At 69.4% G+C, this 13,571-nt stretch carries 13 protein-coding genes; 5 read left to right on the forward strand and 8 right to left on the reverse strand.

From position 1 onward, the window contains the following. Nucleotides 1–12: 12 nt before the first annotated feature. Entirely contained in the window at nt 13–1,476 is a 1,464-nt protein-coding gene (locus tag ACZ6TD_RS27965) for a DUF2079 domain-containing protein (RefSeq protein WP_471342553.1), read from the reverse strand. Nucleotides 1,477–1,559: 83 nt separating this feature from the next. Between ACZ6TD_RS27965 and ACZ6TD_RS27970 the strand changes: the two genes are divergently transcribed. The 4 genes from ACZ6TD_RS27970 (at nt 1,560) to ACZ6TD_RS27985 (ending at nt 4,686) form a co-directional block, all read left to right on the forward strand. Beyond that, nucleotides 1,560–2,255 (forward strand): HNH endonuclease family protein, encoded by a 696-nt coding sequence (locus ACZ6TD_RS27970; RefSeq protein WP_471342555.1) that lies wholly within the window; start codon nt 1,560–1,562, stop codon nt 2,253–2,255. Nucleotides 2,256–2,433: 178 nt separating this feature from the next. Next, the gene (locus ACZ6TD_RS27975) at nt 2,434–3,051 is read left to right on the forward strand and encodes a SurA N-terminal domain-containing protein (protein WP_471342558.1); all 618 of its coding nucleotides are present in this window, start codon (nt 2,434–2,436) and stop codon (nt 3,049–3,051) included. Then, nucleotides 3,012–4,070, forward strand: a complete 1,059-nt coding sequence (locus ACZ6TD_RS27980; protein WP_471342560.1) for a nucleoside triphosphate pyrophosphohydrolase — start codon at nt 3,012–3,014, stop codon at nt 4,068–4,070. Before ACZ6TD_RS27975 ends, ACZ6TD_RS27980 begins: the two co-directional genes overlap by 40 nt. 196 nt (nt 4,071–4,266) lie before the next feature. Next, the gene (locus ACZ6TD_RS27985; protein ID WP_471342563.1) at nt 4,267–4,686 is read left to right on the forward strand and encodes a DUF6479 family protein; all 420 of its coding nucleotides are present in this window, start codon (nt 4,267–4,269) and stop codon (nt 4,684–4,686) included. Nucleotides 4,687–4,814: 128 nt separating this feature from the next. Here ACZ6TD_RS27985 and ACZ6TD_RS27990 read toward each other — a convergent pair whose 3' ends face one another. From ACZ6TD_RS27990 to ACZ6TD_RS28020, 7 genes are all read right to left on the reverse strand, one after another. Beyond that, a complete protein-coding gene (locus ACZ6TD_RS27990) occupies nt 4,815–6,188 on the reverse strand; it encodes a tryptophanase (RefSeq protein ID WP_471342565.1) in 1,374 nt (457 codons plus the stop codon). Nucleotides 6,189–6,312: 124 nt separating this feature from the next. After that, a complete protein-coding gene (locus tag ACZ6TD_RS27995; protein WP_471342568.1) occupies nt 6,313–7,455 on the reverse strand; it encodes a tryptophan dimethylallyltransferase family protein in 1,143 nt (380 codons plus the stop codon). A gap of 345 nt (nt 7,456–7,800) precedes the next feature. Beyond that, the gene (locus ACZ6TD_RS28000) at nt 7,801–9,147 is read right to left on the reverse strand and encodes a cytochrome P450 (RefSeq protein WP_471342570.1); all 1,347 of its coding nucleotides are present in this window, start codon (nt 9,145–9,147) and stop codon (nt 7,801–7,803) included. A gap of 9 nt (nt 9,148–9,156) precedes the next feature. Next, complete coding sequence (locus ACZ6TD_RS28005; protein WP_470012527.1) at nt 9,157–9,747, reverse strand: GTP-binding protein; 591 nt, start codon at nt 9,745–9,747, stop codon at nt 9,157–9,159. After that, entirely contained in the window at nt 9,722–10,093 is a 372-nt protein-coding gene (locus ACZ6TD_RS28010; protein WP_137978293.1) for a DUF742 domain-containing protein, read from the reverse strand. The genes ACZ6TD_RS28005 and ACZ6TD_RS28010 overlap by 26 nt, the downstream gene beginning before the upstream one ends. Next, complete coding sequence (locus ACZ6TD_RS28015) at nt 10,090–10,491, reverse strand: roadblock/LC7 domain-containing protein (protein WP_201857704.1); 402 nt, start codon at nt 10,489–10,491, stop codon at nt 10,090–10,092. Before ACZ6TD_RS28015 ends, ACZ6TD_RS28010 begins: the two co-directional genes overlap by 4 nt. Beyond that, nucleotides 10,488–11,633 (reverse strand): sensor histidine kinase, encoded by a 1,146-nt coding sequence (locus ACZ6TD_RS28020; RefSeq protein WP_471342574.1) that lies wholly within the window; start codon nt 11,631–11,633, stop codon nt 10,488–10,490. The genes ACZ6TD_RS28015 and ACZ6TD_RS28020 overlap by 4 nt, the downstream gene beginning before the upstream one ends. 653 nt (nt 11,634–12,286) lie before the next feature. Here ACZ6TD_RS28020 and ACZ6TD_RS28025 point away from each other — a divergent pair. Further along, entirely contained in the window at nt 12,287–13,564 is a 1,278-nt protein-coding gene (locus tag ACZ6TD_RS28025) for a cytochrome P450 family protein (protein ID WP_471342576.1), read from the forward strand. Nucleotides 13,565–13,571: the final 7 nt, after the last annotated feature.

Consider the following 13,571-nt stretch of genomic DNA (forward strand, 5'->3'; position numbering starts at 1 on the left):
CGCGGAAGGACCCTAGCCCCGCTTGAGGACGAAGTAGCCGGACGTGGAGCCCACGGGCGTGTACGAGCTGCCCGGGTGGAGCTGCCCGGCGTACTCGATCACCTGCCGCTCGGTGCGCTCCGGCGGCTCCTGCAGGGCTATGTAGTCCGGCCGAATGCCCTGTGTGGCGCCGACCCACAGCACCCGGCAGCGGCTGGTGAGCCGGCTTATCGGCCCGACGTTGGCCTCGACCGTCGCCCCGTCCGGGATCCGGTCCAGCAGCCGCTCCACCGCCCGCGTCTGCGGGGACTTGTCGTACGTGGCGCCCTGGGTGAGGCCGTACAGCGGCATGGAGGACGACAGCGCCAGGGCCGCGCCGCACACCGCCGCGGGCAGTTGACGGGCGTACGAGGCGAGCCAGGGCCGGTGGGTGTCACGGACCCGGTCCAGGGCGTCCACCAGGGCCAGCAGGACGACCGGCATCAGCACCGCGCTGTAGTGCCAGTCCGTGCCCCAGTAGTGGTCGTCGTGGGAGAGGAAGCGCCAGCCTAGGGTGGGCACGGCGGCCAGCAGCAGCGGGGAGCGCAGCGCCAGCAGACCGGTGGTCGGCAGCAGGATCCACAGCAGGGTGCGCAGCGCGGTGCCGAACGGGATCGTGCCGGTCTGCTCACCGCCGCTGCCGACCTTGTCCCAATAGTCGTACGAGCCGGCGCCGTTGAAGCCGGGGATGACGACGCCGAGCGCGAGCGCCGAGACCGCGACGCCGAAGCCCATCAGCGCGACGGCGAGCGGGACGGCGCGGGGGCCGCGCTCCGGGTCGCGCCGGGCGCGGATCCAGACGACCGCGCCGATCGCGGCCACCGTGGCGCCCATGTCCTCCTTGACGAAGACCAGCGGGGCGGCCCACAGCAGCGCCGGGTACCAACGCCTGCGTATCACCGCCTCCAGGGAGAAGGCGATGAGCGGAACGGCGAAGCAGATCTCGTGGAAGTCGAAGTCCACGGCGCGCTGGAGGCCCCAGGACACCCCGTAGGCGATGCCGATCGCGAGCCCCCGGCCGCGCCCCAGCAGCCGGGCGGCGACGCGGGTGACGGGGACGGCGGAGACGGCGAACAGCGCCGCCTGCGCGACCAGCAGGGTGACCGGGCCGGGGAAGAGCCGGTAGACGGGGCCGAGCAGGGCCGTTATGGGGCTGAAGTGGTCGCCGAGGATATTGGCGCCGGGGCCCTTGAGATCGGCTATGGGCGCCTGGAAGTGCGCGTACGCCCGTATCGCCTGCTCGAAGATGCCCAGGTCCCAGGACATGGTGGCCATGCGGCGGTAGCGGCAGACCGACAGCGCCGTGAAGGCGGCGAAGAGGGCGAGGGCCAGCCAGTACGGATCGGCCTTCGGATGCCGCAGTACGCCTGCCCTCGCCAGAAGCCGGGTACGCCCCCTGATGACGGCGGTCGCCCCCTCGGCGCCGGTGCCGGGCGGAGCGGTTGCGGCCGTGTCCATCCAGGGTCCTTATCGTGTGGGCGGTCTGTGCGAAAAGATACGCGAAGGGGGCGGGAAGGTTGCGGGGACGGTTTCGCATACCGATGCGAAGTTCCGCGGCGGTGCTGGCGGTGCTGCTGGCGGTCGGCGGCTGCAAGGCCGGTGACCAGGACGGAAAGGGCGCTGACGAGGGCGGGAGCGGTCCGAGCCGGCCCGCGGCGTCCGGCTCGGCCCTGGCGGCTGTGTCCTCGCTCACAGTCAAAGGCCGTGCGCCGAAGACGGGTTACGAGCGGAGCGAGTTCGGCAGCTCGTGGGTGGACACCGACGACAACGGCTGCGGGACCCGCGATGACATCCTCAAGCGGGACCTGAAGGACGTGAGGTTCCGCGACGGCCACTGCCTGGTCGCCTCGGGCACGCTCACCGACGATCCGTACACCGGCCGCGATGTCCGGTTCGTCCGGGGCCACAGCAAGGTGGACATCGACCATGTGGTCGCGCTGTCGGACGCCTGGCAGAAGGGCGCCCAGAAGTGGGACCGGGCCAAGCGCCTGGCGTTCGCCAACGATCCGCTCAATCTGATCGCCGTGGACGCCTCGGCCAACCGCCGCAAGGGCGACGGTGACGCGGCGACCTGGCTGCCGCCCAACAAGGCGTACCGCTGTGACTATGTGGCGCACCAGGTGGCGGTGAAGAAGACGTACGGGCTGTGGGTGACCGGGGCCGAGAAGAGCGCGATGACGCGGGTGTTGGGCGGCTGCCCCGGCACGAAGCTGCCCGCGCGCTCGGGCGGGCGGTAGCTCGTGGAGGCCGACGGCGGCCACCGGCTCCGGGCGACCGGCGGCGGGCCGGGGGCCGGAGGCTGACCAAGACCGTGGTGAATCGTTGTCCAAGCAGTGGCCTAGGCCGCGCCGACTCCATACCATCGATCAACGCCAGATCGTTTGTCGCGCCGCACGATCTCTGCCGGGAGGCTCAATGATCCGCCGCCGTACTGCGCTCTCCGTCTCCGCCGCGTCCGCGCTGCTGCTCTCCGCGCCACTGATCACCGCGTGCGGCGACGCCCCGCGGCCCGGTGCCGCGGCGGTCCTGGACGGTGGGCGGATCACCGTGTCCGAGCTCCAGTCGCAGGTCAAGGCCGTCCGCCAGGCTCAGGGCAATGACCCGAGGGCGGCTCAGATGGTCGCGGGCAGCGGCCGGCTGAGCCAGGACACGCTGATCCGGATGATTCAGTTCCGGGTGATTGAGCGGGCCGGTGAGGACAACGGGATCCACCCCACCCGCCGCGAGGTCCAGCGCGCCCGCTCCGCCGCCGAGAAGCAGAGCGGCGGGGCCACCGCCCTGCGCGCCCTGTATCTCCAGCAGGGCATCGCGCCCGGCGGGATCGACGAGGCGGTCCGGATGGACCTCACGCGCAACGCGCTGCTGCGCAAGCTCGGCACCTCCAAGGTCAACCAGGTGTTCACCCAGACCTCCAAGGCGCTCGACATCCGGGTGAACCCCCGCTACGGAAAGTGGGACAACACCCAGGGCACCGCCGTCCTGGCCAAGGAGGCATGGCTGCGGACCTCCGGCGGTACCCCCGGGCAGGCGTAAGTTACGTTGCAAGGGTGACCGCAGCTGACTCGTCCGTCCCCGCCGACGCCGCCGCCCCCACCGGGCGCATCGTCCTTCTCACCACCAGCCACCGGGTGGCGCCCGGACTGCTGTCCTGGCCCGCCTGGCAGGCGCTGCGCGGCGCCGACCGGGTGCTCTCCGGCGATCCGGACCATCCGCAGCTGCCGTATCTGCGGGATGCGGGCGTCGAGGTGGAGCCGGGCGCACCGGGCGCGCGCGAGCTGGTCGACTACTGCGTGGCGGAGGGCGGCCGCACGGCCGTCGTGATCACCTCCGCCGAGGGCGAGTCCGAGCTGACCGACGGGCTGGCGCGGCTGGCCGGATCCGGCCGGGAGGCGATGCCGGACCTGGAGCTGCTGCCCGGTTCCTACGATCTGCCGGGCGCGCGGCTGCTCGACCTGGTGCAGGTCATGGACCGGATCCGGGCCGAGTGCCCGTGGAGCGGCACCCGGACCAACGAGGAGCTGGTGAAGTACGGCATCGAGGAGGCGTACGAACTCGTCGAGGCCATTGAGGAGGGCGACCGCGAGGCGCTGCTCGAGGAGCTCGGCGATGTGCTGCTCCAGGTCGTCTTCCACGCCCGGATCGCCCAGGACGACCCCGAGCACCCGTTCTCGATCGACGATGTGGCGGGCGGCATCGTGGACAAGCTGATCCACCGCCATCCCCATGTCTTCGGCGACGAGGCCGCCGAGACCCCGGAGGACGTCCGGCGCCACTGGCTGCGGACCAAGGCGGCCGAGAAGCGGCGCGATTCGGTCACCGAAGGGGTGCCGCTCGGTCAGCCCTCGCTCGCGCTGACCGCCAAGCTGGCCTCCCGCGCCCGGATGGCCGGGCTCGACGTGGCCCTGCCGGACGGGGCGGGCATCGGCTATGAGCTGCTGGCGCTCGCGGTGCGCGCCGAGGCGGACGGCGTGGACCCGGAGGCGGCGCTGCGCGCGGCGGCCCGCGCCTACCGTGACGCGATCCGGGCGGCGGAGGGCTCCGCGGCGCGGTGACGCGGGGCGTTCCCCGATGACGCCGGGCGGTGACGCGGAGGCTCCTCGGTGACGCCGGGCGGTGACGCGGAGGCTCCTCGGTGACGCCGGGCGGTGACGCGGGGGCTCCTCGGTGACGCCGGGCGGTGACGCCGGGCCGTGCGTGACGCAGGTGGGGCCGGAGTGATATCCGGGCGGGTCCGGGTACCCGGCCGCCATGGATACGTACACCGAGGATCTCGCCGTGACCCGGGACCTGCTGGTCGGGACGGGGCCGTTCATCGTCGGGCTGGTGGTCGTGATCCTGTGCTTCGGGGCCGTGTGGTGGGGGATACGGCTACGGGCCCGTGAGCCGGTCCCGCCCCAGCAGCCGCAACGCCGCGCCGGTTCCTGGCAGAAGGCCCAGGAGGCCGACCACGAGGCGCGGGCGGCGGGCCATGGCCCGGGGCACCAGGACGACGAGGACAGCGTCGGCTATGTCACCCAGAACCGCGAGCCCGATGAGCTGCACCGGGACGGCAGCCGTCGGCTCCCGTACGACCTGGGCGGCTCCGGGACCCGGGACTCCGGCAAGGGCGGCACCGAGGACCGGCCCACCTGGCGCGAGGGCAGCAGCGGCTCGTTCGGCAACGGCTGAGGCGTACGAGGCGGGACGCGCGAGGCGTGTGTACGACGCGGGCCCGCCACCGGTGGTGTCCGGTGCCGGGCCCGCGTGCGGTCGTGCGTGTGGTGGTGCGTGCGGTCGTGCGTGCGGCCGTGCGGAGGTCAGCCCCTGACGGGCACCGGCTCCAGCGTGGCGCGGAAGTGGCGCAGGATCGGGGACTGATCGGTGATCCGGAAGCCGTACACCTGGTCCGCGTTCTTGGCGATCTTCGCGAGCGTCTCGCCCACGTGGTCGTAGTGGCTGCGGGTGTAGACCCGGCGCGGCAGGGCGAGCCTGACCAGCTCGTACGGCGCGCTCTTGATCGGGTTGCCGTGCTCGTCCTCCTCACCGAGGTAGAGCGACCCCAGCTCGGCCGAGCGGATGCCGCCCTCCAGGTAGAGCTGGCAGGCCAGGGCGTGGCCGGGGTAGTGGTGCGGCGGGATGTGCGGCAGCAACCGCCCGGCGTTGAGGTAGAGCGCGTGCATGCCCGGCGGCTCGACGATGTCCACGCCCGCGGCGCGGACCCGGTGGGCGAGGTGGGAGGCGATCTCGGCGCGCTCGGCGAGATAGCTCGGCTCGGTCACCTCGGTCAGCCCCTGCGCCATCATGTCGAGGTCGCGTCCGGCCAGACCGCCGTAGGTCGCGAATCCCTCGGTGGCGATGAGGAGCAGCTCGCACTTCTGGGCGAGCTCCGGGTCGTTGGTGCCGATGAAGCCGCCGATGTGGACGATGCCGTCCTTCTTGGCGCTCATCATGCAGCCGTCCGCCAGGCGGAACGCCTCCTCCGCGACCTGCCGGGGGGTGCGGTCGCGGTAGCCCTCCTCATGGCGGGTGACCAGCCAGGCGTTCTCGGCGAAGCGGGCGGCGTCCAGGAAGAGCGGCACCCCGTGCTGACGGCACAGGGCGGCCGTCCGCTTGAGGTTCTCCATGGAGACGGGCTGGCCGCCGCCGCCGTTGTTGGTGATGGTCATGACCACAACGGCGACCCGGGAGCCGTCGGGCCCGGACAGCGTCCGGGCGAGCGTGTCCAGGTCGATGTTGCCCTTGAACGGGTCGGTGCTGTCGAGGTTCTTGGCCTCCGGGCACGGCAGGTCGCGCGCCTCGGCGTCGTTCAGCTCGACATTGGCCCGGGTGGTGTCGAAGTGGGTGTTCGACAGTACGAGGTCGCCGCGCTCCAGCAGGGTGGTGAACAGCACGCGCTCGGCGGCGCGCCCCTGGTGGGCGGGGAGGATGTGCGCGTAGCCGGTGAGCTCGGTGACCGTCTCGTGGAAGCGGTAGAACGAGCGGGAGCCCGAGTAGGACTCGTCGCCCGCCATCCCCGCGGCGAGCTGGGCGGCGGACAGCGCCCCGGTGCCCGAGTCGGTGAGCAGGTCGATGGTCACCTCTTCGGCGCGCAGGTCGAAGAGGTTGTAGTTGACACGCTTCAGCGCCGCTTCGCGCTGCTGCCGTGTGGTGACGGGTATCGGTTCGACAACCTTGATCCTGTACGGCTCCACGCTGCCCCTGCTCCTGTCTGTTCGTCGTTCGGTGTTTCGGCGTGCTCGGCGTGCGGTGTCCCGGAGTTCTGTGTCCCGGCGTGCTCGGTGCCCGGCGTCCTGGAGTTCGGTGTCCCGGCGGAGTTCACAGCCGGGCCCGCACCCGGTCACCGGTGGGGACCGTCTCGCGGGGCGGCCGGGTCTGGTACGCCTCGGAGGAGACGTAGACGGTCACCCGCCGCGGCCGGCCGTGCTGGTGGACCAGGGCCAGATAGGCGATCAGGCCCACGCCGTCGCCGAGGGGGCGCGGGCTCACGGCGGCCAGCGCCCGGTCGAGGGCCGCGCTGTCCATGCCATTGCCGCGCAGCACGGCCACGGCCCGCTCCCGCGCCTCGCCGTCGTGCCGGACGTAGTCGCGGACGGGCACGTGGAGCGTGTATCCGCTGGGCAGCCCGGTCGCCGTCTCCGTGAAGGAGTGGCAGGTGAGGGCGGGGCGCCCGGTGAGCCGGTCGGCGCCCTCGTCGTCGGTGAGGTCCCTGGCGGGGAGGTCACCGACGGTGCGGAAGAACTCCTCCAGCCCTTCCCGGCCCGGTGCGGGGGTCATCCGGGGCAGGGAGCCCGCCTCGGCGGGGGACAGGCCGGGGTGCCTGAGGTAGACCTTCACCCGCGGGGCGTCCCAGTCGCCGAGGTCCAGGGCGAAGAACGGGAAGCCCTCCGCCCGGGGCAGCGAGTCGAACGCTTGGCCGTGGCCCAGCCTCGCCAGTGCCTCACGGACCGTCTCGGCGGCCCGGTCGGCGCCGTTCGCCGAGGGGTTGAGGTAGACCTTGACCCCGGGGACCCCGCCGGGGCGGAGCTCCAGGGCGCACCACAGGGCCAGCGGGCCCTCGGGGGACGGTGGGAGGAACAGGTCCTCGATCCGGTCGAGCTGGTCGGTCGAGAACCCCCAGCGGTCCGCCATGGCGTGGATCGACCGCAGACCGGCCCGGCCGTTCTCCGCCAGGTCGTCCCCGCCGGAGCAGCCCGGCTCCACCAGTACCCGAAGGTCCGGGGTCCGGCCCGGCAGGAAGGCCAGGGAGAACTCCACGGGGCTGTGGTCGTCGGAGAGGAAGGTGCGCGACGGGGGCGGCAGCGCCAGCGGCCGTTCCGCCGTGGCCCCCAGACTCTCGATCAGCACGCCCGCGTACGCGGCCGTATCGGCCTCGCTCAGCCCCGCCACGTGGCACAGCCGGGTCAGCTGGCCCGTGGCGACGTCACCCAGCAGTGCCTCGCCCGAACGGAAACCGTTCATCGAACCTCCCGCTGAATCGAGAGGAACGGCTGTTTTGGTTTGGGCGGCGGGGATACCCGGTGTTCCCGTACCACGAGAAGATACCCGCCCCGTGGGGCGGGTATCTGGGCTCCCATCGTGTGTGCTTCCGCGAAATTAGGGTAGGTGTTCGATTGGCCGCAGGGGTGGGGGTGCGGTCGGGATATGAGTGAAACCGCTGATCGTCGACCGACAGTGATGTCGTCGGCGGCGGGAGACCTCACGACAGCTCCTCTTAGATTTTGGCCAACATAAATTGCGCAACTCTGCCTACCCGTTCATTTGAACATTCATGCGGTATGAAATGGGTTCCCGATGTGACCTAGATCACGCTCTCCACCACGAGAGGAACGAACTCCACAAGCCGCCCTTCTCCTGCTTATTCTGGGCGTGGGTGCGATGGTCACCCGTCGGGATCTGTTGCTGCGTAACGGGCTGTTTGTCCGTACGTATCGGAGTGAATCGGGCAGGCAGTGCGGTCAGCCCTCGGTTAAATGGGCCGGGGCGCCACGTCAGGCTCGACTCGGGCACCGCGAGTTCGATGTCCGGCAGCTTGTTGAGCAGTTTCTCGATGGCCACCACACCGATGAGCTGAGCGGTGTCCTTGGCCGGGCAGGCGTGCGGACCGGCACTCCATGCCAGGTGAGCGCGCTTGCTGAGCTGCTGCCGGGAGGCGGACAGCGCGGGGTCGCTGTTCGCGGCCGCGATGGAGACCAGCACCAGATCGCCCGCCCGCAGCCGGGTTCCTGCGAAGTCCACATCGGTAACCGGGTAATGCGGAGCGTAATTGGCCATGGGCGGGCTGTTCCACAGCACATCGTCGAGGGCGTCCTCGACCAGCAGCCCGGCCCCCGCGTACCGCTCATCCGAGAGCAGGAGCAGCAGCGCGTTGGCGATGAGATTCCGCTGCGGCTCGGCACCCGCGCCCAGCAGCAGCACCAGCTGATGAACCATTTCGCCGTCGTTCAGCTGGGCATGGTGCTCCATAAGCCAGGAGGTGACATCGTCTCCGGGCTGCTCGCGCTTCAATGCGACGAGTTCGGCGATGCTCTGGACGAGGACCTCGTTCGCCTTCTCGGCGTTGATACCGTCGAACATTCCGGAAATACCGAAGATGACCCGGTCGCCGATTTCCGCAGGGCATCCGAAAAGCTCATTGAAAACAAACAGCGGCAGCAGTTTGGCATAATCGTTGAGCAGATCGGCCGAGCCGCGGGAGACGAACTGGTCCATCAGATAGTCCGCGACACGTTCGACATGGCGGCTCAGCCGGTGGGTATCCACCCGGGCCAGGCTGTCGGTCACCGCCTGGCGCAGCCGCATATGCTCGGCGCCGTCGGTGAACATGCAGTTCGGCCGGTACTCCAGCAAGGGGACGACCGGATTGTCCCGGGAGACCTTGCCCTCGTTGTAGTCACGCCAGCGGCGCGAGTCCTTCCGGAAGGTGTCCGGGTTCTGCAGCAGCTGGAGCGCCGCCGAGTAGTCCGTGACCAGCGTGGCCTCGACGCCCGGCGAGAGCTCCACCGGCGCGGTCGGGCCGTACGAGCGCATATACGCGTAGTAGGCACCCGGATCGGCGGTGAACTCCGGCCCGTGCAGCGGCACCCGCTTGCCACTGCCATGGGCGGGGCAGCCGGGTGGTGGCGCCGCCGGAAAATCCGATTGCATGTTCATCAGGTGCTCCTAGCGGGTACGTTCCTGTAGGTAACGGACAAGCGTTATCAGCGCGTTGGCCGATGACTTCTCGTCACGTGCGTCACAGGTGACGATCGGGGTCTCGGGCAGCAGGTCGAGCGCCTCGCGCAATTCGTTGTCGGGGCGGACCGGCGTGCCGTCGAAGTGGTTGACGGAAATCGCATAGGGCAGTCCGTAGTGCTCCACCAGGTCGATCACCGGGAAGGATTCCTTGAGCCGTTCGGGATCGACGAGGATCAGTGCCCCGAGGGCGCCTCGGGTCATGTCCTCCCACACCTGGACGAAGCGCTCCTGTCCGGGCGTGCCGAAGAGATACAGGACAAGTCTGTCGCTGAGCGTGAGCCGGCCGAAGTCCATGGCCACGGTGGTCGTGGTCTTGCCCCGGGTGCCCATGAGGTCATCGATATGGGCTCCGGCCTGAGTCATCCGCTCCTCGGTGCGCAACGGAGGAATCTCGGACATGGTGCCGATGAACGTCGTCTTTCCGACCGCGAAATGCCCCACGACCAGGATCTTGGCCGCGATCTGCACCGCTTCGTTCAGATAGACGTCATCATCCGAAACGGGCCTGGAGCCCATCCAGCACCTCCTGAAGGAGCGAAACGTCGACAAGCTGCGCCGGAGGCGCGGGTGCGCGGGTGACGAGGTATCCGTCCGAGGAGAGATCGGACAGCAGGACCTTCACGATGCCGATCGGAAGTCCCATGTGTCCGGCTATCTCCGCGACCGAGAGATAACCACCCGAGCACAGCTCCAAGAGCCCGCGCTTCTCCGGGTCGAGATGGCTGGGGGGTCTCTGTTCGGAGGCGGTGACCAGCGTGATCAGGTTGAACTGGTCGTTCTCCGGCAGCCCTCGACCGTTGGTGATGACGTACGGTCGCACTAATTGGGCGGATTCGGGCTCCTGCTCGCCTGGTGCCGTCATGCCTGAATTCCGGTGTTTTCGCGAGGCGGTGTGGTCAGCGCCTTGCCGAGCTGCCCGACAAGCTGCTGCATCCGGAAGGTGATGTCGGCCATGTCGACATCCGGCGCGGAGGAGACCGCCAGATACGCGCCCTCACCCGCGGAGATGAGGAAGACCCAGCCACCGTCGAACTCGACCAGGGTCTGGCGCCACGTCATATGGGTGCCACCGCAGAAGCCGGCCATGGTGCGGCTCAGCGACTGGATGCCGCTCATCGCCGCCGCGACGGTATCGGCCTCGTCCTTCTTGACCTCTTGAGAACGGGCCATCAGCAGACCGTCGGCGGAAACCAGGATCGCATGACGAGCCCCTGGTACTTCCAGGGCGCTCTCAAGCATCCATGACAGGTCGTTGTTCACTGAGGATCATGCCCTTCCCTGTTCGGGTTTGCTGCTGAGCGGCCGGACTGAGTGCCGCGCTGGAACGCGCCCATGATCGATGCGGTTTCCTCGCTCGTCCGGGCCGCGGCAGTGGTGGAGTCTGCTCTCGGGACGATGGAAATCGCCCCCTTACGGCGACGCTTGGGCAGACCCCCGGGGGTGGAACCGCTCACGGTGGAACTGGCCATGGCGGAACCGCTCGGCTCCGGCTGCTCGGCCGCGGCGGGAGCGCGGGTCGTCGGCTGCTCTTCCGGCTCGGGCATATTGGTCAGAAGGTCCTCGGGGAGAAGCACGACCGCGCGAACACCACCGTAGGGAGAGGCCGAATCGACGGACACCGTGAAGCCATAGCGCGCGGCGAGCACACCGATCACCGCAAAACCGAACTGCGGCGGATTGCCCAGTCCCGTTACACCGGTGGCGTGCGTGGCCGAGAGCAGCTTGTCCGCCCGGTTCTTCTCCTCCTCGTTCATACCGACGCCCGCGTCGTCGATGATGACGCAGACGCCCTTGGGGACGGTGCGGATGGTGATGTCGATGGGCGAGTCGGGCGCGGAGTAACTGGTCGCGTTGTCCAAAAGCTCGGCCAGTGCCAGCGCGACCGGTTCCACGGCCCGGCTGACCAGGGCGAAATTGCTCTGCGAGCGAATTTCCACCCGGGTGTAGTGACGGATGCGGCCCTTGGCGCTGCGCACCACGTCGTACACCGAGGCGACGGCGCGCTGCCGGCCCAGCCAGCCGTCACAGAGAACCGCGATGGACTGCGCACGCCGACCGAACTGCGAGTTCATGTGGTCGATCTCCAGGAGGTCCTGGAGAATCTGGTGCTCGCCGTACTTGTCCTGTGTCTTGGAGATGGCGAGCTGCTGCTCGTTGGCGAGGCCCTGAAGGGTACGCATGGCGGACTTCAGCGCGCTCTTGGTGGCCTCTTCGGCGCGGCTGTGGGCCTCCTGCACCGCCTCGGCGTAATTGTTCTCGAGGTCGGCCGCGCGTTTCTCTAGCTCCGCCTTCTCCTGGCGCAGATTCGCTCGCGCCTTTCGCCCGCGGATAATGGCGGTTGCGGCGAGAGGCGTGCCAGCGATCAGGGCCCAGAGCGCTGGATCCTGTAGATATTGCGTCATTGAGACTCTCTTTAAACGACTAGACCGCCAGGGACTTTAGGGAGGTGTGGTGCGTTATGCGTCTGGAATGGTCGGAGCGGCGGTAAGTCAGCGCCCGTACGGCGCCCGCGGGTTCCGGGGACATCGCACTCGTCTTGCCGACGGCAGCGCACAGGAGTCGGTGCGCCGGAACGGCTCCGTATGCCCGACTGGCGGCATAATGCTCCTCAGAGTGGGGATCCTCTCGGCGTGATGCGCCGGATCGCCGTGTGTCTTACGCGCCCTTGGCTCGCCTGGCAAGCGCGGTGATCGTATCACCGGTATCACTGGGCCCCGTGCATGTGCCCCAGTCCCATTCGTTCACCTCACGTTGTTTCAGCCACACCCCCCGTTCACCGTGTTGACCGACGTCAGGGCATGTGCCGGGGGTTCGTAACGGGGCGGCGCGGGCATCCGCCGAACGGCGGTCCCAGCCATCAGATACCGGGCATTCGACCCCGGCTGTGTATGGGCGGTGAAGGGTGTGTGGAGATGAATGGGGAATTCCGCTGGACATTCATCCCGGTCGTGACTCCCTTATTCTCTTTGTTCTCCTTATTCCCTTATTTCTCTTTGTCTGTCGTTACTTCCGGCGGACCGGGGGGAGGGCGGCCCCTCGCCGGTATCGTCGGGGGGTGTCGGAACAGCCCCGTGACAGCTCCGCTCCCACCCTCTTCACCTGGGAGTTCGCCAGCGATCCCTACCCCGCGTACGCCTGGCTGCGCGAACACGCCCCGGTGCACCGGACCACGCTGCCCAGCGGTGTGGACGCCTGGCTGGTGACCCGTTACGCCGACGCCAGGAAGGCGCTGGCCGACCCCCGGCTCTCGAAGAACCCCCAGCGGCACAGCGCGGCGGCCCATGCCAAGGGCAAGGTGGGCATCCCGGGGGAGCGGCGCGCCGAACTGATGACACATCTGCTCAATATCGACCCTCCCGACCACACCCGGCTGCGGCGGCTGGTGTCGAAGGCGTTCACCCCGCGCCGGGTGGCCGCGTTCGCCCCCCGGGTACGGACCCTCACCGATCAGCTCATCGACGCCTTCGAAGAGAGGGGAGAGGCGGATCTCATCCATGAGTTCGCCTTCCCCCTCCCCATCTACGCCATCTGCGATCTGCTCGGGGTGCCGCGCGAGGACCAGGACGACTTCCGGGACTGGGCGGGCGCGATGATCCGGCACGGCGGTGGCCCGCGCGGCGGAGTGGCCCGCGCCGTGAAGAGGATCCGGGCGTATCTGGGCGAGCTGATCCACCGCAAGCGCCTGGAACTCGCGGAGCGCGGGGAAGAAGAGGACGGGGAGGACCTGATCTCGGGGTTGATCCGGGCCAGCGACCACGGGGAGCACCTCACCGAGAACGAGGCCGCGGCCATGGCCTTCATCCTTCTCTTCGCCGGCTTCGAGACGACCGTCAATCTCATCGGCAACGGCGTCTACGCGCTGCTGCGCCATCCGGAGCAGCGCGCCCTCATGCAGCGGGCCCTGGAAGAAGGGGACGAGCGGCTGCTCGCCGCCGGGGTCGAGGAACTGCTCCGCTACGACGGACCCGTGGAGATCGCCACCTGGCGGTTCGCCACCGAGCCGCTCACCCTAGCCGGGCAGCACATCGCCGAGGGGGAGCCGGTGCTGGTGGTGCTCGCCGCGGCCGACCGGGACCCCGAGCGGTTCGCGGAGCCGGACGTCCTCGATCTCACCCGCCGGGACAACCAGCACCTCGGCTACGGCCACGGCATCCATTACTGTCTGGGCGCCCCGCTGGCCCGGCTGGAGGCCCGGACCGCGATCGCCACCCTGCTGCGCCGGCTGCCCGGACTGCGGCTCGCACTGGATCCGGACGATCTGCGGTGGCGCGGCGGGCTCATCATGCGCGGGCTGCGCACGCTCCCGGTGACCTGGGATTCCGCGGACGGCTGAGACCCGA

Source organism: Streptomyces yongxingensis, assembly GCF_055597465.1.

Coding starts and splice junctions, on each gene's coding strand:
- ACZ6TD_RS27965 (WP_471342553.1), bottom strand. CDS start 1,476: ATGGACACGGCCGCAACCGCTCCGCCCGGCACCGGCGCCGAGGGGGCG.
- ACZ6TD_RS27970 (WP_471342555.1), top strand. CDS start 1,560: ATGCGAAGTTCCGCGGCGGTGCTGGCGGTGCTGCTGGCGGTCGGCGGC.
- ACZ6TD_RS27975 (WP_471342558.1), top strand. CDS start 2,434: ATGATCCGCCGCCGTACTGCGCTCTCCGTCTCCGCCGCGTCCGCGCTG.
- ACZ6TD_RS27980 (WP_471342560.1), top strand. CDS start 3,012: ATGGCTGCGGACCTCCGGCGGTACCCCCGGGCAGGCGTAAGTTACGTT.
- ACZ6TD_RS27985 (WP_471342563.1), top strand. CDS start 4,267: ATGGATACGTACACCGAGGATCTCGCCGTGACCCGGGACCTGCTGGTC.
- ACZ6TD_RS27995 (WP_471342568.1), bottom strand. CDS start 7,455: ATGAACGGTTTCCGTTCGGGCGAGGCACTGCTGGGTGACGTCGCCACG.
- ACZ6TD_RS28000 (WP_471342570.1), bottom strand. CDS start 9,147: ATGAACATGCAATCGGATTTTCCGGCGGCGCCACCACCCGGCTGCCCC.
- ACZ6TD_RS28005 (WP_470012527.1), bottom strand. CDS start 9,747: ATGGGCTCCAGGCCCGTTTCGGATGATGACGTCTATCTGAACGAAGCG.
- ACZ6TD_RS28010 (WP_137978293.1), bottom strand. CDS start 10,093: ATGACGGCACCAGGCGAGCAGGAGCCCGAATCCGCCCAATTAGTGCGA.
- ACZ6TD_RS28020 (WP_471342574.1), bottom strand. CDS start 11,633: ATGACGCAATATCTACAGGATCCAGCGCTCTGGGCCCTGATCGCTGGC.